Below are 22,114 nucleotides of genomic sequence, written 5' to 3'. Positions count from 1 at the left end.
ATTATTTGATAAAATCATTAAAAAATTTCTTTAAGCAGTAATTACTTGAAAAAGAGTAATCAGATTATGTTCTTTGAAAGAAGTTAGTTATGATATGAGCAGGACTATAAATGTAATGCTTATATGTAATGTATGAGGGGTATTAGGGAGAAAACAAAAAGAACTTTTCTCGAAATATAGCTTTTAAAAGAAAATAAAAGAACACCTCATCATTTTATAACGCAATCAATTATTACAAAGACAAATATTTTATTCCTGAAAATTATCGCAAAGGAAAAAGGATAATTTATAGAGAAATTTTATCCACGATGATAATTTTAGTATCTTTGGAGGATTAAGGTTTAGAATTGCTAATGGTGAGATTGTTCGGATAATTGTCTAGTAGCTATGGGCAATATTTATGTTATGCGCAAAAGTCACCTGTAATGTGTACAACATACAGGGAAGACTTGTTTTATTTTGTTGTTTAGCAGCTATTTTTAGGCAGATGCTTTGGGTTTGATCCAATGATTATTAATCAAAAGTTCAGCAATTTGAATCGCATTCAATGCTGCTCCTTTTCTTAAATTATCAGCAACAATCCAGAAAGCTAAACCATTTTCAACAGTGATATCTTCACGAACACGGCTGATAAAAGTATCATCCTCTCCTGTGCATTCATAAGGTGTAATATAGCCACCATTTTCGTGCTTATCCACAAGTTGGCAACCAGGTGCATCGCGCAGTAGGGTTTGTGCTTCATGGACGCTTAGTGGTTTTTCAAATTCAACATTAACGGCTTCAGCATGACTGATAAAGACAGGAACTCGAACAGCTGTGGCTGTCAATTTGATTTTAGGGTCAAGAATTTTTTTCGTCTCAACCATCATTTTCCATTCTTCTTTAGTGTAGCCATCTTCCATGAAAACATCGATATGGGGAATGAGGTTAAAGGCAATACGTTTGGTGAATTTTTTTGATGAGATTGGATCAGCAACAAAAACAGCACGTGATTGTTCAAACAACTCGTCCATTCCTTCTTTGCCCGCTCCGGAAACTGATTGATAAGTGGAAACAACAACACGTTTAATGATTGCTGCGTCATGGAGAGGTTTCAAAGCTACAACCAGTTGAATTGTTGAGCAATTGGGGTTAGCAATAATATTGCGTTTAGAAAAGCCGCTAATCGCTTCTGCATTAACTTCGGGTACAATCAAAGGAATATCAGCATTGTAGCGCCAAGTCGATGAATTATCGATCACTACACAGCCAGCGGCACCAATTTTAGGGGCATATTCTTTGGAAATTCCTCCTCCAGCAGACATCAGGCACAGATCAGTGTCGGAAAAATCGTATGTATCAAGTGCTTTCACTTTTAAGGTTTTATCACCATAAACGATGTTCTGTCCTAATGAACGTCGTGAAGCTAAAGGAACGACTTCACTTGCAGGAAAACCACGCTCTTCTAGAATTTTTAGCATTTCACGGCCAACATTCCCGGTTGCGCCAACGACTGCAACTTTAAAAGCCATGGCTTTACACTCCTATACCTTTATTTTAAAAAACTAATACACTGTCGATCTTCTTTCCTGTACTAGATCAGGAAAGGGTGAGTTGGCTGACGAATATTGAATAATCTTTATTTTCATTTTCTTAAATACGATCTTACACGTATATTGGTTATGATCACAACATTCACAACCGATTTATTTTGCAATTAACCGCTTTTGCTAATCTTGAAAACTGAGAAAAATTTGAGTATTTTATGCTGGGCTGTATGAACATTTCTCTGACGAGGCTCCAATCTAGAGAATTCCTCATATCCTGTCAATTATTACACTGTTATTATTATGTTAGCTGTGAGGCTTTTGAATTTTAAAACATTGATTATACACATAAAATTATTTGTATCTTAACATTATAAATATTTTTTGCATAAATATAAAATAATATTTGACAAATAGATTTAAATATTTACAAAACAAGAGTTGGGGGTTTCTGAAATTAATAAAGATGTTTACCTTAATCTAAGACACAAGCGCTCAAACATGAGTGCTTACGTAGATGTATTTTTATTTTGTCTAAGTATCTTGTTAATTATTATAATACAAGGGGGGTATTGTGATTTTTGCATTTCTTGTTTCTTGGGTTTTTAATATTGTGTATGGATTAGAAGTATAATACTTCATACATTCACGGTTAGTGTAATTTTTTTGTTTTTTCATGGAAAATTGCCTAATTGTATTTCTCATTTGTTTAAATCAGATAGAATTGAGTAATCTTTTCTATTTTTACAATGAAATCTAGAAAGATATCCTAAGGGTAACACTACTACTTCTATTTTTGATTTATATGGAAGAGAAAGCTTAAACAGAGTGGTTTATCAGTCATGTTTAAGCATACAATAATGCATTAAAGCTCCGTATATTTTTCTGTGAACGTCAGAACATTTTTACGTTCATAGAGAAAGTTAAGCCTTTCAGATGTGAGTGTTTATCTGGAATTTTGTTAATTGTCTGTAAAAATGGGGGGCTGCATATGTTTGGTTTTCTTGCATTGCTTGCTGTCGAGCTATTTTCTATTTTTGGTTAAGCATGTTCTGTAGAGCTTTTATTCTTCAATAGAGGAGTTCTGTTGTTTTTTATCCATTGAAATCAGGTAGAGATTGAATAATCTTTTCTATTTCTACAATGAAATTTAGAAAAATATTCTAAGAGTAACACGATTTCTGTTTTATGATTTTTATGGAAGAAAGGCACTTAGACATAGGGTTTACCAGTCATGTTTAAACATACGGTAAATGCATTGAGCTCTGTATATTTTTCTATGAACATCAGAACATTTTTACGTTCATAGAGAGAATTTAAGCTTTGCAAATACGATTGTTTATCTAGATATTTTTTAATTATTTATAATGGGGGTTATTATGGCATTTTTGTATGCTTTATGGGTTTTGGTAACTTGGGTGGTATATCCATTAGAAGCTGCGTATTTCATGCATCCGTAACAATTTGTGTTGCTCTTTATTCTTTAATAGAAGATTCTTGTAGTTCTTCATCCTTCTAAATTAGGTGGATTGGATAATGTTTTCTAATTTCAAGATGAACTGTAGCAAGATATTCTACAAGTAAAATTATTTTTATAGAAGATGGAAGAGAGCGCTTAAACAGTAAAGCTGACAAATGAATGTTTAAGCGCGCAATACATGCGTTAGGGGAGGGTAGGTGTTTTTCTATAATTGAGAGCATTTAAGCCTTTTGGATGCGAATATTTATTAATTCTTTATAAGAGGGGAGGATATTATGGTTTTTATGGCTATCGTTGGGTTTGTGTACGCACTAGAATTCTGGTTCATGCTTCCATAACGGTTCTATATAGCTTTTTATTCTTTAATAGAGGATTGCTATTGTTTTTATCATCTGTGTAAATCAGGTAAAATGAAGCTGTTTTTTATCTTCAAGATGGATTGTCGAAAGATATTTTAAGGGTAATACGACTTCTATTTCATGATTTTTATGGAAGATGGAAGAGAGCGTTTAAACAGTAAAGCTGACAAATGAATGTTTAAGCGCACAATACATGCGTTAGGGTTCTCTCTATGAAGTGTAAGAGAATCCTTACGTTAATTAGGAAAATTTAAGCTTTTCAAATAGGAATGCTTATCTAGATATTTTTAATTATTTATAATGGGGGTTATTATGATTTTTGGTGTTTTCCTTGGGATAGTCTACGTATTTGAATCAATATTGTTCACGTTGAATCTATAAGCTTATTGATCTTTCTTCTTTAATGGAAGACTGTCTTATTATCTGAGTATCCGTTTAAATTAGGTAAAACTGAACGATATATTTTACTTCTAAAATGTAATGTAAAAATTTTACGAATAAGATTATCAGCTATTACAGTAAGTATAACTAAATTTTGTGGATTATAGATAGAAGGTTATTCAGTTTCCAATTATTGATAAAAATTGTTCAATAACTGAAGTGTTGTAATACGCTATATACAATCACCCCATTTAGGTTTGTTGCCTATTTGGGATTTTTGTCTGCTTAGAGATTTTTCCTACTCGACTTTTGATAGAGCAATCAAGAATAACACAAATTTCCTGTCTACTAACTTATGTCATGCTATGAAAATAATGTAATTAAGCCATTTAAAAACGATCATTTTAATAATTTTTATATTCAAAATTGAAAATAATATCTTGAGAAAGCAAGAAGGGATGGGTTTGCCTATTTTACGGCTTTTTTAACATTGTTGTTAAGAAAATTTTATGCCTTTTTTTAAGATAGGAAAAATTTGCTTTGAGTGAAATAAGCTCTTGTGTTTTTCGATTAAAAGAGAGATTTCCCCCTGTAATGGGGCAAACAAGAAGTTCAAGCATTTTAGGATCGGTTGTCATTTTTTTCATATCATTAAATCCATTAATTTAAACGGTTGTTTAATCCTTTCTGTTTCATGAGGGAACGCTCTGTTAAAGCGAGAAGGGTTTGAGCACGGCTCTCAATGTCTGGCGCTTCCAGCAGAGCTTGTTTTTCTTCTGGAGCAAAAGGAATAAGGGCTGAGAGTGCATTAACCAATACCGGTGTCGGTGTTTATCAATGCTGTCCCAGTTATGCTCTATTTCATGGATGGTTAGGTAATGCTCAATAGCGTTTAATAAGTTTTCCCGATTAATGCTCTCTGAAATGTCAAGGGATTGCAAGGTTCTCTGTGTTCATCAGTTCTGGTTGATGATTTTCTGATATGAGGTTTTTAAATTTTGTAATATTTGTTGCACAGATAAAACTATTTGTATTTCATCAATATCAATGTCAATATTTGTGATGAAAAAAAGAGAATATTTAAATCATAAGGTTGACAAGGAGAGTTTGGGACATATCTTCTTTATTGAAGTTCTGAATATATTTAGAGAAGATTAGAGGGAGGAATATAAGCAGTATTTCATTTTTTAAATCTTTGAAGAAGTGTATTTTGATATAATGTTTATTTAAATCTTTAATTATTTTTCTTATGGGGGGGGTATCATGATTGCACTTTTAATATCTATTATTATGTCTATAGTTCCGGGAGTTGCGTCATATGGCGTGATTAGTGGCTTTATTGCTTAGATAAGTTTAAGTAGTTGGTATTCTCTGCTTCCATGAGTGCAGATGTGTATAGAAGTTTGACTTCTCATTTTCAATGAGGGAGCAGAGAGATATCAATGATTTTACTGATACGAGACAATATGAGCAGAAGATTATTTAATCATTCTCATTGACAGTAATCTGAAAGATGAACAAGTAAGTTTTTATAACACTTGTTGCCAACTTTTTGCAACATAAGCTAATAGACGGGAAGCTTGTGTTATTCTTGATTGCTCTATCAAAAATCGAGAAAAAATCTCTAAACAGACAAAAACCCCAAATAGGCAGGGAATCCAAATGGGGTAATTGCATTAATTGTATCACAATACTTCAACTATTTAACGCGATTATTCATGGATCAGTGATTGAATAATTCTTCTACTCATATCGTTTCGTATCAGTAAAATCATAGGCCTTTTCACTTTTTTCTTATTTTAAAAAACTAGAAAATGAGTGAAAAATCAACTTCACGCATACATACCAATTTGGGCAATATACTGGAAGAAAAGAGCACCGTTTGATTTCACCCTACTTAACGGATGAACAGTAAATCATAAAATCTCTCCTCGTTGAAGAATTGAGATGATTATAAACTCATTAGAGTTATTTACGTGAAATTGTGAATGATGTCATTCACCATGCCGCCTACGCTCACCAAAAAACCAAAAAGACTTAAAAAAATACCAATCATGGTATAACCCCCCTTATAATAAATAATTTACCAGATGCTCAAACATACATTAAGAATGTCCAGATGAACATCTAGATATCCAGTTTCAACTTTTAAAAGATTAAAAACGAAAGATTTTCTGCTTCCCTCCCTTAATCTTTGACGAAAAACGTCCAAAGCCTTAATAACTAAACTATGTATTTAAGCCCTGTTTGTCAATTGAATTATTTGAATATACTCTTCTACACAAAACCCGACTTTTACGAATATTAAAGGGAATTTTAAACTTATATTATACAGAAAATCTGGATATTCTCTTAGAAATTTGGAGAAAATAGAGGAGTTTTGATATTGAGAAAATTGAAATTTTTCAGACATCAATACTCATTTTAACTTTTGGTAAAATTATAGTATCATGAAGGGAGTATCGTGTTGATATTTTATCACTTTACTCATGGTTATTGCCGATGATACTGTTTTTTGGGGATAGTTAATTTTTTGATATCATCACGGGGGGAAATTTTTTGATATTTCTTTAATTTTTCAGAGTGTTTTCTTTAAAGAAATACACCTTGAAGAAGAGTAAATTTGAGAAAGTCTATCCATTGGCGTTATGGGTGATCTACAAGCCGTTTTTTATAAAGAGAAAAGATTTATTTCCATTTTCCTATAGAGGACGAGCTTCTGAAGCGAGCATAATGGGAACACCGTCGCGAATAGGATAGGCAAGTTTTGCTTTGAGTGAAATAAGTTCTTGTGTTTTTCGATTAAAAGAGAGGTTTCCCCCTGTAATGGGGCAAACAAGAAGTTCAAGCATTTTAGGATCGGTTGTCATTTTTTTCATATCATTAAATCCATTAATTTAAACGGTTGTTTAATCCTTTCTGTTTCATGAGGGAACGCTCTGTTAAAGCGAGAAGGGTTTGAGCACGGCTCTCAATGTCTGGCGCTTCCAGCAGAGCTTGTTTTTCTTCTGGAGCAAAAGGAATAAGGGCTGAGAGTGCATTAACCAATACCGGTGTCGGTGTTTGTACAATACTATCCCAGTTATGCTCCATTTCATGGATGGTTAGATAATGCTCAATAGCGTTTAATAAGTTTTCCCGATTAATGCTCTCTGAAGTGTCAGGTTCTTGTAAATCTTTTGTATTGGATTGAATCATGGCAACTCGATAAGATTTTGTGTTTACTAATTCTTGTTCTAGGGTAAAACGACAAATGCCTTGTAGTGCAATCAGGAGTCGTCCATTTCCTGTTTCATTGTAATTTGTGATGCGACCTATGCAGCCCATCTTGTAAAGCTGGGTAGAGGGGCAGTCTCCATCTGACGAAAGTGGTTGAATAATGCCTAATAGACGGTTAGATGCCATAACATCCTCAATCATTTCAAGAACGTTTGGTTGAAAGATGTTGAGCGATAAAAAACCTCCAGGGAGAAGCAGCGCACCTTCTAAAGGAAAGAGAGCAATTTTCTTTGGTAAGTCATTTTCGCAATTATAGCAAATATTTCCAGCTTTCATGGTGGTTTTATAACCTTTATCCAATGTCGTTTGGTGTGCAAACGATCCTAGTTTATGATATCATTAAGCCATAGGTAAAGACTATATTATTTAAGTTGAAGTCATCATTTAAAAAACTTTATTTGCTTATAATGAACAGCAATTTCAATCACATATATAATGGGAAGTAAAAATAACTGCAACAATATGAATTGTATTAAGCAAGATTTTATATGTATAAGTTTATGTGATTGTAATTTTCTCATTATTGGTTGGATTTATAATAACATCTTTACTAAGAAAGGTGTTTGATGTGAGGGTTGAGCTACGGAAGGAAGTTATTCTTGATCTAAGATGGTTTGATTTTTCTTAGAGGTGCTTTCATTTATAATTTTTACATTTTTTTCTTTTCTCTTTAATTTCACTTAGCACGACAATTTTTGTTTATAATGTTAAAAAGATTAGCATGATAGAGTTTCAGAATAATCTAAACATATACAAAGATTTGAAATTTAAAAATACTATTGTCAATTTGTTAATAACCCTAAAGAGACGATAGATTATAACGAAAAAGAATGTTACCATCGATTCTTTCATTAATTTTACAGAAAAATACAAAGTATAAATTATTTTTCTACTGCCCGAGAAGGAATTATTCTATAATCTCTTAGGATACAAAAGTATAAAAAAATGAGGTGGATCTGGCAAGTTAAAAGGATCTGAGTCAATGATATAATTGGGGGCGTTATTTAAAGTTTTTCAAACTTAATGATGGCGGGGCAGAAGTTGTCGCACTATGGGATAGAGGTGCGGCTTTGGAGAAATTATGGGCGCTGTATCGCAAAAATTTGAAACATCTTCTTTAAAAAAACTTCCTTTACATGAATTGCATGAAAAAGCAGAGGCAAAATTTGGTGCTTTTGCAGGGTGGAAGATGCCTCTAACTTATCCTCTTGGAGTTTTGAAAGAACATCTTCATACTCGTGCTCGTGCCGGTCTCTTTGATATTTCTCATATGAAATTGATTGTTGTTGAGGGGCCGCAAGCCGTTGAGTTTTTATCCTATGCTCTGCCTGTCGATGCAGCGCTTTTAAAAGATCGACAATCACGATATAATTATTTGCTTAATGAGCAAGCTGGTATTCTTGATGATCTTATTATTACCCGTGTTGGAGAATGCCGTTTCATGCTTGTGGTCAATGCAGGTAATGCGCAAGCTGATTTTATAGAACTTGAGCGGCGTGCTGTTGGTTTTGATTGTCAGGTAACAGCGTGTGATAGGGTGTTGCTCGCACTTCAAGGGCCGCAAGCTGCAGCTGTTATGGCTGATGCAGGTTTTCCTAGGAATGAGCTGTTTTTTATGCAAGGATTTGAACCGCAACAGGATTGGTTTGTGACACGTTCTGGTTATACGGGGGAAGATGGTTTTGAAATTGCACTTCCGGTAAATCAAGCTTGCTCATTAGCAGAAAAATTACTGAGTGATGATCGCGTTGAGTGGATTGGTCTTGCTGCACGTGACAGTCTTCGGTTAGAAGCGGGGTTATGTTTACATGGTAATGATATTACACCCGATACTAATCCCATTGAAGCTGCACTGACATGGGCTGTTCCCAAAACTGTTCGAGAAAAAGCTAAATTTTATGGGGCAAAAGCTTTTCTTGAAGCCTATGAAAAGGGGCCATCTCGCCGTCGGGTTGGTTTAAGGCCACAAACCCGTCAGCCTGTTCGTGCGGGTGCTATGCTTTTAGATAATGAGGGTAATCAGATTGGGGTGGTAACATCAGGTGGCTTTGGTCCTTCTTTTGATGGACCCGTGGCAATGGGCTATGTTTCTGTTGGTTGGGAAACCGTAGGAACAGAAGTATTTACTGAATTACGTGGTAAAAAGATTGCATTATCTGTTCATGTACTTCCTTTTGTTGAACAACGTTATTTTAAAGGATAAAGCTTCATGTCTAAGGTTTATTTTACACAAGATCACGAATGGCTTAACATTGAAGGAGAGATCGCTACCGTTGGCATCACTCATTATGCTCAAGAGCAGTTAGGTGATTTGGTTTTTGTTGATTTGCCGCAGTGTGGAACTCAACTCTCTCAGGGGGATTCTGCAGCTGTTGTAGAATCTGTTAAAGCAGCTTCAGATGTTTATTCACCTATTGATGGTGAAGTTGTTGAAATTAACGAGGCTTTAGCAGATGATCCTGCGCTGGTGAACAAAAAAGCTGAAAAAGAAGGCTGGTTATGGAAAATGAAATTGCATGATAAAACACAGCTTGACGGCTTAATGGATGAGGATGCTTATAAAGTCCTGATAGGATAAATATTATGCAAGAACGTAGTTTTTTTTCACGGCATATTGGAATTCGTCATAGTGAAATGAAGGAAATGCTGAGTACTTTAGCACTTGATTCTATTGACACATTGGTCTCTCAAGCAGTTCCTTCATCTATTCATTTAAATCGTTCACTTGACTTGCCAAAAGCAGCAAGTGAAGGACAGGCGTTAGAAGAATTGTCTCAGATCATGGGATGCAATCATTTGCGTAAGAGTTTTATTGGTCAGGGGTATTATGGGACATATGTTCCCCCTGTTATTTTGCGTAATTTTTTTGAAAATCCAGCTTGGTATACTGCTTATACACCCTATCAGGCAGAAATTAGCCAAGGTCGCTTAGAGCTTTTATTTTATTTTCAGACATTGGTCAGTGAGCTCACAGGGTTGCCTGTTGCAGCAGCCTCACTTCTGGATGAAGCAACAGCTTTGGCTGAAGCGAATGCAATTGCTGTGCGTTTTACACGTGGGAAAAAAACAAAGATTTCAGTTCAGAGTCTTTTGCATCCTCAAATTTTAAGCGTTGCGCAAACGCGTGCTGAAACACAAGGCATTTTCTTAAGTCAGGATAAGGAGATTTGTTCTGAAACGGCAGCTATTATTCTGTCTTGGCCAGATACAACAGGTTGTTTTAAAGACTACAGTGAAGTTATTAATGAAGCAAAAGCGCAAGGGGCTTTGGTGATTGTTGTTGCAGATCCTTTAGCGCTTACGATTATGGAACCACCCGCTAAATGGGGAGCCGATATTGTTGTGGGATCTATGCAGCGTTATGGTGTTCCAATGGGTTTTGGTGGCCCTCATGCAGGGTATCTTGCGGTCAGTGATGATCTAACACGCTTGATTCCGGGGCGTATTGTTGGTCAGTCGACGGATACTCAAGGGCGTGTTAGCTTTCGTTTAGCTTTACAAACTCGTGAACAACATATTCGACGCGATAAGGCAACATCAAACATATGTACAGCGCAAGCTTTGTTAGCAAATATGGCTACTGCTTATGCTCTTTGGCACGGGCCACAAGGCTTACAGACGATTGCTAAGCGGATTCACAATTTAACATGTCGTTTTGCAAGTGGTTTAGAGAAAGTTGGTGTACCTTGTGAAGGAAAATATTTTTTTGATTGTGTGAGTGTTGTTGTTAAAGGAAAAGCACAAGAAATTGCAAACCAAGCAAAAATAGTTGGGTATCTTATTCGTGTTCTTGATGAGGATCGGGTTGCGATCAACTTTGATGAATTATCAACAGAAGAAGATGCCAGTGCTTTGGCCAAGCTTTTTGGTGCGCAATTAGCAGATCAGGCCTCTCCTCAACTTTTTGGGAAAGGGCGTGATGCTGGTTTTCTTTCGCAGCCATTTTTTCATGCAGTTCATTCAGAAACAGATATGATGCGTTTTTTGCGTCGTTTGGCAGACAAAGATTTAGCGCTGGATCGGGCGATGATACCGCTTGGTTCTTGTACGATGAAACTTAATGCAGCTGCTGAATTAATGCCTATAAGTTGGCCTACGGTAGCGAATATGCACCCTTTTGCACCTAAAGGGGATGAAGCAGGATATCAGGAAATGATCAGCCAGTTAAATGCTTGGTTGTGTGAAATTACAGGATTTTCCCAAATTTCTTTTCAACCAAATTCTGGTGCTCAAGGTGAATATGCTGGGCTTTTGGCTATTCGCCGATATCACCAATCGCGTGGTGACCATCAACGCAATATTTGTCTTGTTCCTGCATCTGCACATGGCACAAATCCAGCTTCTGCGCATATGGCAGGGATGGAAGTCGTTGTCGTTAAGTGTTTAAATGATGGTGATGTTGATATTGATGATTTGAAAGCGAAAGCGCAATTGCATAAAGATTGTTTAGCAGCTTTAATGATCACCTATCCTTCAACACATGGTGTTTACGAAGAGAGCATTAGAGATATTTGTGCTATTACTCATGAAAATGGTGGGCAGGTTTATTTTGATGGGGCTAATTTGAATGCACTGGTAGGCCTCACACGTCCAGCAGATATAGGAGCGGATGTTTGTCATATGAATCTTCACAAGACATTCGCAATTCCCCATGGTGGTGGTGGTCCTGGTGCTGGTCCAATTGGTGTAAAAGAGCATTTGGAGCCATTTTTGCCTGGTCATGAACAAGATAAGACAACACATGCGGTTTCAGCAGCGCCTCATGGAAGTGCTTCCATTCTTGTCATTACATGGATGTATATTCGAATGATGGGGGCTGATGGTTTAAAATATGCAACGCAAATAGCAATATTAAACGCTAATTATATTGCTGAGCGTCTTTCGAAAGCTTATTCTATTCTTTATCGGGGTAAGTTTGGGCGTGTTGCTCATGAGTGCATTGTTGACGTACGCTTGTTGAAAGAGCAATATGGTATCAGTGTTGATGACATTGCTAAGCGTTTGATTGATTATGGGTTTCATGCGCCGACCATGTCGTTTCCAGTCCCTGGGACTTTGATGATTGAACCAACTGAATCAGAGCCAAAAGCAGAGATTGATCGTTTGTGTGATGCTTTGCTGTCTATCGCTGAGGAAGCTAAAAAAGTTGGTATGGGTATTTGGCCTAAAGAAGATAACCCGTTGGTTAATGCACCCCATACATTGACAGATATTGTAGAGGGCGAGTGGAAGCGGCCTTATTCACGACAAGAAGCTGTTTTTCCTGGTTGTCACCTTGATCCTGCAAATAAATATTGGCCACCTGTTTCGCGTATTGATAATGTTGCTGGCGATAGAACGTTAATTTGTTCTTGCCCACCACTTGTTGATACGTATTAAATTATTTGCAAATCTTGATGTAAAAAAGCTCACATATTGTGTGAGCTTTTTAGACTCTTGATGAGTCGTGGGTGATTTCAAATTTTACTTGGTTAATACTTAGTTTTTCTACTGATGAATTGATCACTTTTCTTGCTATGATTTTATGATCGACATTGTAAAATATTTAACATAAACTTTTTATGTTTACCAAGTATTTCTCTGATCCTTTTGCAATAGAGGCAGCAATTTGTAATATTTTGATTCAGGTTAAGATTATTGTGCGTTGGTAGCAGTTTAGCGATGGTGTTTAAGAGAAGGAAGGTCTCACAGGAAAAGCTTATTTATATCTTCACACAACACACTATTTAGTTACTTTAGGATGAGATGTTCATCATGATAAGTTAGTTGTTTGGAATGTAAAATAAGGTGGGATATCCATGAGCCATTTCTCAAGATAAGTGGAGTATTTTGATCATTCTTCGATGATTTAAATGTAAATTCGTTTACAGCGAGGGCCAAGAGATGTCAAAATTTCATACGGAATGGTATCTGCATCTGCAGCAACATCTTCAACAGTTTGATGGGGGCCAATCAGCTCTACCCAGTCGCCTATTTTAGGTTTTTCACACTCAAGATCGGTTGCATCCACAATTGTGGAATCCATAGAGATACGTCCAATAATAGGGAGTTTATGTCCGTTGAAATAAACGACACCTTTATTAGAAAGAGTGCGCAGCCAACCATCAGCATAGCCGATAGAAATAGTTGTGAGGGTGCTCGGTCGAGAGGTCACGAAACTTCCTCCATAGCCAACAGGGGTGCCTGCATCAACATGGCGGCTCTGAATAACCTGGGTTTCGAGTTTTAAAACAGGTTTGATAGGGGTTGGACATTTTCCATGAGGGTCAACCCCGTAAAGTGCAATGCCTGGACGAACGAGATCAAAGTAAAAGTCTGAATTAAGGAAAATTCCCCCAGAATTGGCAAGTGAGACTTTACAGGTGGGGAGCTGTGCGAGCGCTGTTTTCATCGCAGTTAATTGAGTATCATTTGATGCATGTGTAGCGTCATCTCCATTGGAAAGATGGCTCATAATATATTTTATGTTGGCTTTTTCAAAAATGGTAGGTTGTTTAATAAGCTGTTGTAACTCTTCTTGATCAAGCCCCAATCGGTTCATATGCGTATCAATTTGGATGATTGCTGGAAATTTTTGATGTTTTTTTTGGCAAAGCATTTGCCAACTTTCGATCGCATGCCAAGAATTCAGAACAGGGATAAGACCCGCTTGAGCGACAAATTCCTCTGTCGTCGGTGGAAAGCCGTTAAGAAGGACGAGGGTAATATTGGAAGGTAAAATGGTTTTTAGCTGCAGTGCTTCTTGGATTTGAGAAACAAAAAAGGTACGGCAACCAGCCTGATAAAGTGCAGAAGAAATTTTTTCAGCTCCCATTCCATAGGCATTTGCTTTCACAACAGCGGAGCATTCTGCAGGAGCAATATGTTGGGCTAAAATTTTATAATTTGCAATAATAGCACCAAGATCAATGGTCGCTACAGTTGTATAAGGAAGTTCAGCGTTTGTTTTATAATCAACGAGTTGGTTCATTTTAAAATTCTATCTCTTTTTATAAGACACGAAATTTTCTACACGTTATTATTGATTAGCTCCTAAAGAGGATTTGAATATGCTTTCTTTTTAAAATCATTAACGATTTATACCGAATTATGATCTGTAAAGAGAAAATTTTAAAATAAAAAGCTCAATTTTAATATACTGAATAGAGTTATTTCCTGCTTTGTTTGCATTTTACTAAAATAGCCTCAATGTAAAATTTGTAAAAGCAATACCAGGCCGGTTCTTTTTTATCGATTTTTGTATGTGTTACGGGTGCGTAATTGAGATAAAAGAGATTATCTATCGTTATAAGTGGTCTATTCATTTTTAAAAAAATACATCAGAGATTATTTTCATTGATTGGATGGTAAGTAGACCTGCTCATTGGTTATATTATGAAAGATGACGATGCAGCTGAACTAATTTATGATAAGAGATTTGCATATTGATAGGGTGATGCACCACTTTCATCTTTTCTCTCGAAGCAGTTTTTGTATAAAATTACCAAGAATTGTTCATGATTGAAGAGAGATATTGGCAGATGAGCGTGTAAGCATTATACAATTTGCACAATCTGAGATTAAATGTTCAATAAAGATGTAAAGAAGAATTTTATGAGTACATCTATTCCCAATGTTAAGGCAGATATCAGTAGCACTGCGTCGAATTTTCCAATTCCTGAAAATGTTTTTACACTTACTGTTCAGGAAGTTTGTCACTATACGGACCGTTTGTTTAAATTTCGCCTGAACCGTCCAAACAATTTTCGTTTTCGTTCGGGTGAGTTTATTATGATCGGTTTACCAAATGCAGAAAAGCCGGTTTATCGTGCGTATTCAATTGCAAGTCCATTTTGGGATGAACAGCTTGAGTTTTTTTCGATTAAAGTTCCAGGGGGGCCATTGACTGAACATCTCCAAAAAATCAAAATTGGTGATACGGTTTTAATGCGTAAAAAATCTACTGGAACATTGGTTCTTGATGCTCTTATTCCTGGAAAGCGTCTTTATCTTCTTTCAACGGGAACAGGAGTTGCTCCTTTTGCAAGCTTGATTCGTGATCCTGAAACATATGAAAAATTTTCTCAAGTGGTCCTGATTCAAACCACGCGTGAATGTAACGAACTGACTTATGCAAAAGATCTTGTAGCGTCTTTGCAACAAGATTCATTGATTGGTGAATATGCTCAGCAGTTGATGTTTTATCCTATGACCACTCGTGAGCCTTCAGAACATATGGGGCGTATTACCACTGTTATGAAGAGTGGTGCTTTTTTTGAAGAAACTGGTTTACCTAAAATCAATTCTGATGAAGATCGGGTGATGATTTGTGGCTCAATAGAGATGATAAAAGATTGTGCTGCAATGTGTGAAGATTTTGGGCTTGTCGAGGGAGCAAACAACGCGCCTGCTACTTATGTTGTGGAACGTGCTTTCGTAGGTTAAGGCAGTCGTTTTATGTGCAGCGTGGTACTTATGCCATCACTTGGTCTTTTAAGCTTTGGCAGGGGTGTCTTTAAAAGATTGCATTTTGTAAATCATGACTGACAAAAGCTAAAATAGATATTGATGGTTTGTTTGTGGATGCATGATACAGGGTGATCTATTTTGGGTGTATGATTTTATGGGATGATTGAATAAGGGTGGTTGAATGAGGTACTCTATATAGAGTACAAAAGATCGGAATGAATAATTCTTGAAATTGAATAAAACGCACGGTATGGCAAGAATATGGAAAAGAAATTTAAAGTTGCTGCCCTTTATTGTTTTGCAGATTTGAAGCATTACCAAAAATTACAAAAGCCTTTGCTGGATTTATGTCAGGAAAATGGCATTAAAGGAACCCTTCTTTTAGCAAAAGAGGGGATTAATGGAACTGTTGCCGGTTCTTGTGCTGCAATTGAAACATTGGTGCGTTTTATTACTGCAGAACCTGCATTCCAGACACCAGAGCTTAAATATTCATGGGCATCAAAAATGCCTTTTCATCGTATAAAAGTGCGATTGAAAAAAGAAATTGTAACAATGGGAGTTGAAGGGATTAACCCGCTGAAAGCTGTTGGTACTTATGTTGCTCCTGAAGATTGGAATGCTCTGATTCAAGATGAAGAGACCCTTGTTGTTGATACGCGTAATGATTATGAATATATGCTGGGTAGTTTTCAAGGGGCAGTAGATCCTAATATTAAAACATTTCGTGAATTTCCTCAATGGGTCGCCAATCATCAAGATGAGCTTAAGAAGAAAAAAAGAATCGCAATGTTTTGCACGGGTGGTATTCGGTGTGAAAAATCAACGTCTTATATGCGTGAGCTTGGTTATGAGGAGGTTTACCACCTAAAGGGTGGTATTCTTCAATATTTGGAAACAATTCCAAAAGAAGAAAGTTTGTGGCAGGGCGAGTGCTTTGTTTTTGATGAGCGTGTTTCTGTTAGGCATGGTCTTGAGGAATCTGGACGCGAATTATGCCGGGCATGTCGCTATCCTCTTGGTGCTGAGGGTAAATTATCCTCTCATTATGAAGAAGGGGTGTCTTGTGATGCGTGTTATGATACGCGTAGTGAATTTGATAAACAGCGTTTTCGGGAACGTCATAGGCAGTTTCAATTAGCAAAAGCTCGCACCATGAACTCTCATCAAGGGCTGTAAGGGCACTAAGCTATAAGATACCATTTGGGATGTTCCTTCTATTTTAAAGAGGGAGGTATTTTCATAAAATATTTTTTATTATTTTTCATAGAAAAATAGAGAAGTAAGTTAAGCTACTAGTATGTGTGGAGCAATGTTGCTTTTTTGCAGTTATTTTTGGCTGAAAGATTAAAAAAATCTTAAAATTAAAAAAAAGATTGCAATGAATTGAAATTCATCTTATACGCAGCATTGCCCAAAGTCGCACGTGCCTGTGGGTGTCCGCTGGTTCCCAAATGGTGGGATTAACCGGTACGGTACCTGGAACTAACCGCTCCAGTCATTCTTGCGGCCAATCGAAAGAATGAGGACATCTTGAAGCAACGACGGTGCGGGCCTTTCTGGTGTCTTTCAGCTATAGATGCTGAGATAACTAAAGAGGCACACCTCATTGCCTTCAGTGCGGAAGTGTTTTGTGCAACTCCAATCAAAAAGGCAGACAAAGTAGAGTAACGCGATTTTCGCGCTATTCCTTCGTGGCATACAATACCGTTATTCCTGACGTTATGGGGTAGGAGTGGTGGTTGTATGTATTTGTCCTTTAGCCATGAGCAGTTTTATGCTGCTGAATTGGCATAGATTAGAAAACTTTTGTTTTCTGGGGAGGATTGCAAATGGCAACGCAACGTATTCGTGATTTTCTTTCAACACATCGTTCTGAAGGTCCGTGTTTGGTTGTGGACCTTGATATTGTCCATGAGAATTATTTGAATTTTGAAAAAGCTCTTCCACAGTCGCGCATTTTTTATGCGGTGAAGGCAAATCCCGCACCTGAAATTTTGCGCTTGCTTGTTTCTTTAGGATCATCTTTTGATGCAGCTTCTGTTGCAGAAATTAAAATGATTTTAGAATCAGGTGCAACGGCTGAGCGTATCTCTTTTGGGAATACCATTAAGAAGGAGCGTGATATTGCCTCTGCACATGCACTTGGTGTCTCGCTTTATGCCGTTGATTGCATTGAAGAAGTGGAAAAAGTGGCTCGTGCTGCACCGGGAGCTCGCGTATTTTGCCGAGTTCTTACCAATGGGGAAGGAGCCGAGTGGCCATTATCACGTAAATTTGGCTGCGTTCCTGCTATGGCAGTTGATGTATTGTGTCGGGCGCACCAATTAGGTTTACAGGCACATGGAGTTTCCTTTCATGTAGGATCACAGCAGACAGACCTGAATGCATGGGATCGTGCTCTCTCAGATGTGGCTATAGTTTTTGAGCGCCTGGAAAAAGAAGGAATTCAGTTGAAATTGATCAATATGGGAGGAGGATTTCCAACACGTTATTTACATGATGTTCCTACTGCACAAGTTTGTGGTGTTGTTATTTTTGATTCATTGAAAAAATATTTTGGCAATCGTATACCTGAAACAATTATAGAACCAGGGCGTGCAATGGTTGGTAATGCTGGGGTTATTCGCACAGAAGTTGTCCTGATATCCAAAAAAGCGGATAATGATAATATACGCTGGGTTTATCTTGATGTGGGTAAATTTAATGGCCTTGCTGAAACTATGGATGAAGCCATTCGTTATCCCATTGAGACAATGCGTGATGATAAAGCAATGGAGCCTTGTATTTTAGCGGGGCCTACGTGTGATTCGGCAGATGTTATGTATGAAAAATCACTTTATCTGTTGCCTCTATCTTTAACAGTGGGTGATGAATTGTTAATTCATGGGACCGGCGCTTATACAGCAACTTATGCATCTGTTGCTTTTAATGGTTTTGAACCTCTACGATCTTATGTAATTTAAATTTTTCTCGTAACAATGGGGTACGCCATTATTTCCAATGGTGAAAGATATTGCATGCACTTAAAACAGAAAAAACTGAGTTTATAGAGCTATTTTGTTTGTAAGTGATTTTTAAACACAGCTTAGTTATTAAGATACTTGGGGCAGGTTCTAATTTTGTAAACATTGTCTCCAAGTTTAAGAACTGATCTTACAGAATTCTGATTCTATATTGTTGCATTGCTCTCATCCTATAATTGCATTGCGTGTGACATGCAGGGAAATCTGCAGTATTTTTATGTCATAAGGTCATAAGGTCATAAGGTCATAAGGGAGATGAGGGTGTCATCTGTTAGTGCACGAGATAGGTCTTTTGTTGATTCCCATGGAAGCTGAAGCTGTATGATCACCTATTGATGATAGGTGATCGTGAAAATTCTCTAATTTGCACAGAGAAAGATATAGCTATAACCCTTAACAACGTATTGCTTACATTGTAACTTTTCTCATAGAGTAGGCCTATGTAATCAATGTGAAAAGGGGTTTCTTTATATTTAATGCTGTTTAAACTCAGTGCTCTGCGCGGATATTGGTGGATGGCGGTATTTTTTTGAGAAAAAAAGTTAAGAAAGTTAAGATACTAAAGAGAAAAAATATCATAAAAAAGAGATCACTAAAAGCCATGACTGCAGCTTGTGTGTAAACCATATTAAAAAGTTGAACTAAAGCAAGAGCTTGTGGATCAAAAGTAGAAAAGCTGAAAAGTTTAGTAAAGCTTGCAAGTGTTTCAGTCGCTTGGATATTTCCAGGTTGGACGGCTTCAGCTATGCGTTCATAATGGAGATTAGTCCGTTGTGTTATAAGAGTGCTAATAATAGCAAGGCCTACTGCACCGCCAAGATTTCGCATTAAATTAAAAATCCCAGAAGCATTTTTCATCCGTTCTGGTGATAAGGATCCAAAAGCAATGTTATTGATAGGAACCATGCATAACATCATAGAACTACCGCGAAGAATTTGAGGCCACAAAAGTTCCCAGAATCCCCAATCATCTGTGATTGAGGTAGCAAGCCAAGTTCCCCATGCAAAGCCAGCAAATCCTACAGCTATCATAATACGTGGATCGATTCGTGCTGAAAGAAATCCAGAAAGAGGAGCAGTAAAAAACATAGCCAAACCTGAAATAAACAGCGTTTTTCCAATCATGAGTGCATCATAATGACGAATTTGACTTAAATAGACAGGATATAAATAAGTAAGGCCATAGAGGCCTATTCCAAGCATAAAGGCAAATATAGTAGAGATTGAAAAATTAAAATTGGAAAAAGCAGTAAGATCAACAATTGGTTCTTTTACATTAAAAACACGCCAAAAGAATACACTAGCAGATAAAACCATAATAATAAAAAAGCTAAATACTAAATTATCATTGAACCAATCACGATGTGCTCCCTCTTCTAAAACATATTCTAAAGATCCCAGGAAGAGTGCCATAGAAATAAGTCCCCACCAGTCAAATTTAGCCAATAGAGACGGATCTGCTTTATCAAAATCAATCAATTTCCAAGCTAAAATTGAAATAATGATTCCAAAGGGTACATTGATAAGAAAGAGCCAATGCCATGATAAGGCGTGGCTGACATATCCTCCCACTGTTGGACCAATGGTGGGTGCTAATGTTGCAACCAGTCCAATGATCGGTGAAATAATTGGACGTTTCGAAGGAGGAAACATGATATAGGAAGCAACAAAAACACAAGGAATAATGCCTCCACCGATAAAGCCTTGGAGTGCTCGATAAACAATCATCTGTTCAATAGATGTTGCTGTTGCACAAAGGATGGAGGCAATAGTAAATCCAGCGGCTGATACACTGAATAAAACCCGTGTTGAAAGTAAACGCCCTAAAAAGCCAGAAAGGGGTAACATAATGACTTCTGCAATGAGATAGGAGGTTTGAACCCATGAAATTTCATTAGAGCTTGCTGAAAGACCAGCTTGAATTTCAGCTAAAGATGAGGAAACAATTTGGATATCCAAAATAGCCATAAACATGCCAACAGTCATAGCAATAAAAGCTACGATTTTACGCATTCCTATGCGTTCTTGGACATCAACATCGGAAGAAGAAGGGGTAGAATTTTTCATAAAGGAATGATTAACTTTTTATAAAAGACTTTTTGTCATGTGGTTGTGTGCGTGTATCAATTGTTACTGAAACACTCATTCCTGCTCGGAAACGACCGCTTTTTAATGCGTCTGCAGGGATAGCAATGCGAACTGGCACACGTTGGGTAATTTTAGTAAAATTGCCTGTGGCATTTTGTGGGGGCAAGAGAGAAAAAATAGCTCCTGTTGCAGGTGAAATAGACAATACGGTTCCTTTAAGGACTTCATTTTTGAAAGCATCCACAGTGACATAAGCAGTTTGTCCGCTATGAATATTTTTCAATTGCGTTTCTTTATAGTTGGCGTCAACATAAAGTACATGGGTGGGCACTAATGCTGCGAGGCGTTGGCCATTCACAACAAAATCCCCTGTTTTTGCAGTTAAATTTCCAATAATTCCGTCAAATGGAGCGTGCAGAGTGGTTGAATTAAGATCATATTCTGCTTTGTCACGCATAAGCTCAAGACTCTTCGTTTGGCTTTTTACTTCATCTTGTTGTGCTTCTAAAATTCGGATATTAGCCCGTGCAGCAGCTATTTGTGCATCGGTACGGGTGACATTGGCAACGGCTTGTTCATAGGCTGATTTGGCATTATCGACATTAGACTGAGCGACGTAACTATCAGCTTTAAGTTGTGTTGCACGTTCCAAGGTTAGTTTTGCGTTGGTTGCTACAGCTGAAGCAGCATCTTTTTGAGCTCGAGCTTCATCTAAAGCGCTGCGAGCAGCTGTAATTTGCGCATCGATACGCATAAGGGTTTTTTGTTGTGTGTTGAGATTCGCTTCAGCTTGATCCAGACTATTTTGATAATCATCACGTTTTAAATGGAATAGGACATCACCTTTTTTAACAGCTTGATTAGCATCGACAGGGATGTCTTGAATATATCCATTTAACTTGGTGGCAATAGCCGCGATATCTCCTTGCAGATGAGCGTCATCAGTTGTAAGCATATAACGCCAGTTTGTCAGCCACTTATAGCTGAACCAAAATATAAAAAGAGCAAGGATAATAAGAAGATTTTTGATTATTTTTTTCTTTGGTGTCTTGTTAAGACGTGTTTTCACTGAAACAACCGTTTCAAAAAAGGACATAAATTTTATTACTTTCAATTCGAATATAATTTCCAACGAGTAAAATAATTACTCGAAGAAAGATGATCCTATTGAGGGTAGTCCTAAATTTGCAAACTTGCAAGTCTAGATCATTAATTTATTTACATTTTTGACATATTCCTCGTATTTCTACGGTGCTTTTATGGGCTTGAAACCCAATGTTTTGTGTCAATTGTTTGATATTATGTGCGATCGTTTGCTCCTGTATTTCGTTGACCTTGCTGCAGTTATCACAAATGGTAAACGTTGTTAATTCATGCTGACAATTTTCAGGATATGAACAAACCATGAAGGCATTTACACTTTCAAGGCGATGAACACATTTTAATTGAATAAGTTTTTTGAGAGCCCGATAGACTTGTAGGGGAGCTTTTAGCCCTTTTTCGTGGAGGCGATCGAGGATTTCATAT

Annotated in this window: 14 protein-coding genes and 1 pseudogene (1 of these 15 running past the window's edge); 6 read left to right on the top strand and 9 right to left on the bottom strand. The window is 37.0% G+C overall.

The genetic code is table 11. The annotated features are described in order from the left end of the window. Positions 1 to 479: 479 nt before the first annotated feature. From BARBAKC583_RS05340 to BARBAKC583_RS05330, 5 genes and pseudogenes are all read right to left on the bottom strand, one after another. Entirely contained in the window at positions 480 to 1,511 is a 1,032-nt protein-coding gene (locus BARBAKC583_RS05340) for an aspartate-semialdehyde dehydrogenase (RefSeq protein ID WP_005767683.1), read from the bottom strand. Between the two features lie 2,708 nt (positions 1,512 to 4,219). Then, a complete protein-coding gene (locus tag BARBAKC583_RS06985; RefSeq protein ID WP_005767682.1) occupies positions 4,220 to 4,393 on the bottom strand; it encodes a Trm112 family protein in 174 nt (57 codons plus the stop codon). Between the two features lie 13 nt (positions 4,394 to 4,406). Further along, positions 4,407 to 4,693, bottom strand: a pseudogene (locus BARBAKC583_RS05335) (LON peptidase substrate-binding domain-containing protein); the annotation flags it as partial. Between the two features lie 1,755 nt (positions 4,694 to 6,448). After that, on the bottom strand, positions 6,449 to 6,625 hold the full coding sequence (locus BARBAKC583_RS06865; RefSeq protein ID WP_005767680.1) for a Trm112 family protein: 177 nt from the start codon (positions 6,623 to 6,625) through the stop codon (positions 6,449 to 6,451). Positions 6,626 to 6,638: 13 nt separating this feature from the next. Further along, positions 6,639 to 7,301, bottom strand: coding sequence for an LON peptidase substrate-binding domain-containing protein (locus BARBAKC583_RS05330; RefSeq protein ID WP_005767679.1), 663 nt, complete (start codon positions 7,299 to 7,301; stop codon positions 6,639 to 6,641). 805 nt (positions 7,302 to 8,106) lie between these two features. Here BARBAKC583_RS05330 and gcvT point away from each other — a divergent pair. The 3 genes from gcvT to gcvP are packed head-to-tail and all read left to right on the top strand — an operon-like array spanning position 8,107 to position 12,404. Beyond that, positions 8,107 to 9,228 (top strand): glycine cleavage system aminomethyltransferase GcvT, encoded by a 1,122-nt coding sequence (gcvT, locus tag BARBAKC583_RS05325; protein ID WP_005767678.1) that lies wholly within the window; start codon positions 8,107 to 8,109, stop codon positions 9,226 to 9,228. A gap of 6 nt (positions 9,229 to 9,234) precedes the next feature. Then, on the top strand, positions 9,235 to 9,603 hold the full coding sequence (gene gcvH, locus BARBAKC583_RS05320) for a glycine cleavage system protein GcvH (protein ID WP_005767677.1): 369 nt from the start codon (positions 9,235 to 9,237) through the stop codon (positions 9,601 to 9,603). Positions 9,604 to 9,608: 5 nt separating this feature from the next. Then, entirely contained in the window at positions 9,609 to 12,404 is a 2,796-nt protein-coding gene (gcvP, locus tag BARBAKC583_RS05315; RefSeq protein ID WP_005767676.1) for an aminomethyl-transferring glycine dehydrogenase, read from the top strand. 469 nt (positions 12,405 to 12,873) lie between these two features. Here gcvP and alr read toward each other — a convergent pair whose 3' ends face one another. Further along, positions 12,874 to 13,995 carry an alanine racemase gene (gene alr / locus BARBAKC583_RS05310; protein ID WP_005767675.1) on the bottom strand — a complete coding sequence of 374 codons (1,122 nt, stop codon included), beginning with the start codon at positions 13,993 to 13,995 and terminating at the stop codon, positions 12,874 to 12,876. Positions 13,996 to 14,618: 623 nt separating this feature from the next. Between alr and BARBAKC583_RS05300 the strand changes: the two genes are divergently transcribed. The 3 genes from BARBAKC583_RS05300 to BARBAKC583_RS05290 all read left to right on the top strand — a co-directional run bounded on the left by BARBAKC583_RS05300 (position 14,619) and on the right by BARBAKC583_RS05290 (position 18,439). Next, positions 14,619 to 15,449: a ferredoxin--NADP reductase gene (locus tag BARBAKC583_RS05300; protein WP_005767674.1), complete on the top strand. Its 831-nt coding sequence runs from the start codon at positions 14,619 to 14,621 to the stop codon at positions 15,447 to 15,449. A gap of 285 nt (positions 15,450 to 15,734) precedes the next feature. After that, the gene (gene trhO / locus BARBAKC583_RS05295; protein WP_005767671.1) at positions 15,735 to 16,652 is read left to right on the top strand and encodes an oxygen-dependent tRNA uridine(34) hydroxylase TrhO; all 918 of its coding nucleotides are present in this window, start codon (positions 15,735 to 15,737) and stop codon (positions 16,650 to 16,652) included. A gap of 653 nt (positions 16,653 to 17,305) precedes the next feature. Next, on the top strand, positions 17,306 to 18,439 hold the full coding sequence (locus BARBAKC583_RS05290; RefSeq protein ID WP_005767668.1) for a type III PLP-dependent enzyme: 1,134 nt from the start codon (positions 17,306 to 17,308) through the stop codon (positions 18,437 to 18,439). A gap of 549 nt (positions 18,440 to 18,988) precedes the next feature. Here BARBAKC583_RS05290 and BARBAKC583_RS05285 read toward each other — a convergent pair. From BARBAKC583_RS05285 to BARBAKC583_RS05275, 3 genes are all read right to left on the bottom strand, one after another. Beyond that, on the bottom strand, positions 18,989 to 20,566 hold the full coding sequence (locus BARBAKC583_RS05285) for a DHA2 family efflux MFS transporter permease subunit (protein WP_005767666.1): 1,578 nt from the start codon (positions 20,564 to 20,566) through the stop codon (positions 18,989 to 18,991). A gap of 10 nt (positions 20,567 to 20,576) precedes the next feature. Continuing rightward, complete coding sequence (locus BARBAKC583_RS05280; protein WP_005767664.1) at positions 20,577 to 21,683, bottom strand: HlyD family secretion protein; 1,107 nt, start codon at positions 21,681 to 21,683, stop codon at positions 20,577 to 20,579. 118 nt (positions 21,684 to 21,801) lie between these two features. Beyond that, a protein-coding gene (locus BARBAKC583_RS05275) for a Fur family transcriptional regulator (RefSeq protein WP_005767662.1) crosses the window boundary here: on the bottom strand, positions 21,802 to 22,114 show its 3' portion. Its footprint extends 74 nt past the window's final position; the window shows 313 of its 387 coding nt (coding positions 75-387); its start codon lies off the right edge, out of view; it ends in the stop codon at positions 21,802 to 21,804.

The sequence above is a fragment of the Bartonella bacilliformis KC583 genome, assembly GCF_000015445.1.
Lineage (GTDB): Bacteria > Pseudomonadota > Alphaproteobacteria > Rhizobiales > Rhizobiaceae > Bartonella > Bartonella bacilliformis.
Note: the sequence above shows the minus strand (reverse complement) of the source record. Positions and strands in the feature narration are given on the sequence as shown.

Excerpts from the sequence above, each read along its gene's own strand:
- BARBAKC583_RS05340 (WP_005767683.1), bottom strand. The coding sequence starts at position 1,511 with ATGGCTTTTAAAGTTGCAGTCGTTGGCGCAACCGGGAATGTTGGCCGT.
- BARBAKC583_RS06985 (WP_005767682.1), bottom strand. The coding sequence starts at position 4,393 with ATGAAAAAAATGACAACCGATCCTAAAATGCTTGAACTTCTTGTTTGC.
- BARBAKC583_RS06865 (WP_005767680.1), bottom strand. The coding sequence starts at position 6,625 with ATGAAAAAAATGACAACCGATCCTAAAATGCTTGAACTTCTTGTTTGC.
- BARBAKC583_RS05330 (WP_005767679.1), bottom strand. The coding sequence starts at position 7,301 with ATGAAAGCTGGAAATATTTGCTATAATTGCGAAAATGACTTACCAAAG.
- gcvT (WP_005767678.1), top strand. The coding sequence starts at position 8,107 with ATGGGCGCTGTATCGCAAAAATTTGAAACATCTTCTTTAAAAAAACTT.
- gcvH (WP_005767677.1), top strand. The coding sequence starts at position 9,235 with ATGTCTAAGGTTTATTTTACACAAGATCACGAATGGCTTAACATTGAA.
- gcvP (WP_005767676.1), top strand. The coding sequence starts at position 9,609 with ATGCAAGAACGTAGTTTTTTTTCACGGCATATTGGAATTCGTCATAGT.
- alr (WP_005767675.1), bottom strand. The coding sequence starts at position 13,995 with ATGAACCAACTCGTTGATTATAAAACAAACGCTGAACTTCCTTATACA.
- BARBAKC583_RS05300 (WP_005767674.1), top strand. The coding sequence starts at position 14,619 with ATGAGTACATCTATTCCCAATGTTAAGGCAGATATCAGTAGCACTGCG.
- trhO (WP_005767671.1), top strand. The coding sequence starts at position 15,735 with ATGGAAAAGAAATTTAAAGTTGCTGCCCTTTATTGTTTTGCAGATTTG.
- BARBAKC583_RS05290 (WP_005767668.1), top strand. The coding sequence starts at position 17,306 with ATGGCAACGCAACGTATTCGTGATTTTCTTTCAACACATCGTTCTGAA.
- BARBAKC583_RS05285 (WP_005767666.1), bottom strand. The coding sequence starts at position 20,566 with ATGAAAAATTCTACCCCTTCTTCTTCCGATGTTGATGTCCAAGAACGC.
- BARBAKC583_RS05280 (WP_005767664.1), bottom strand. The coding sequence starts at position 21,683 with ATGTCCTTTTTTGAAACGGTTGTTTCAGTGAAAACACGTCTTAACAAG.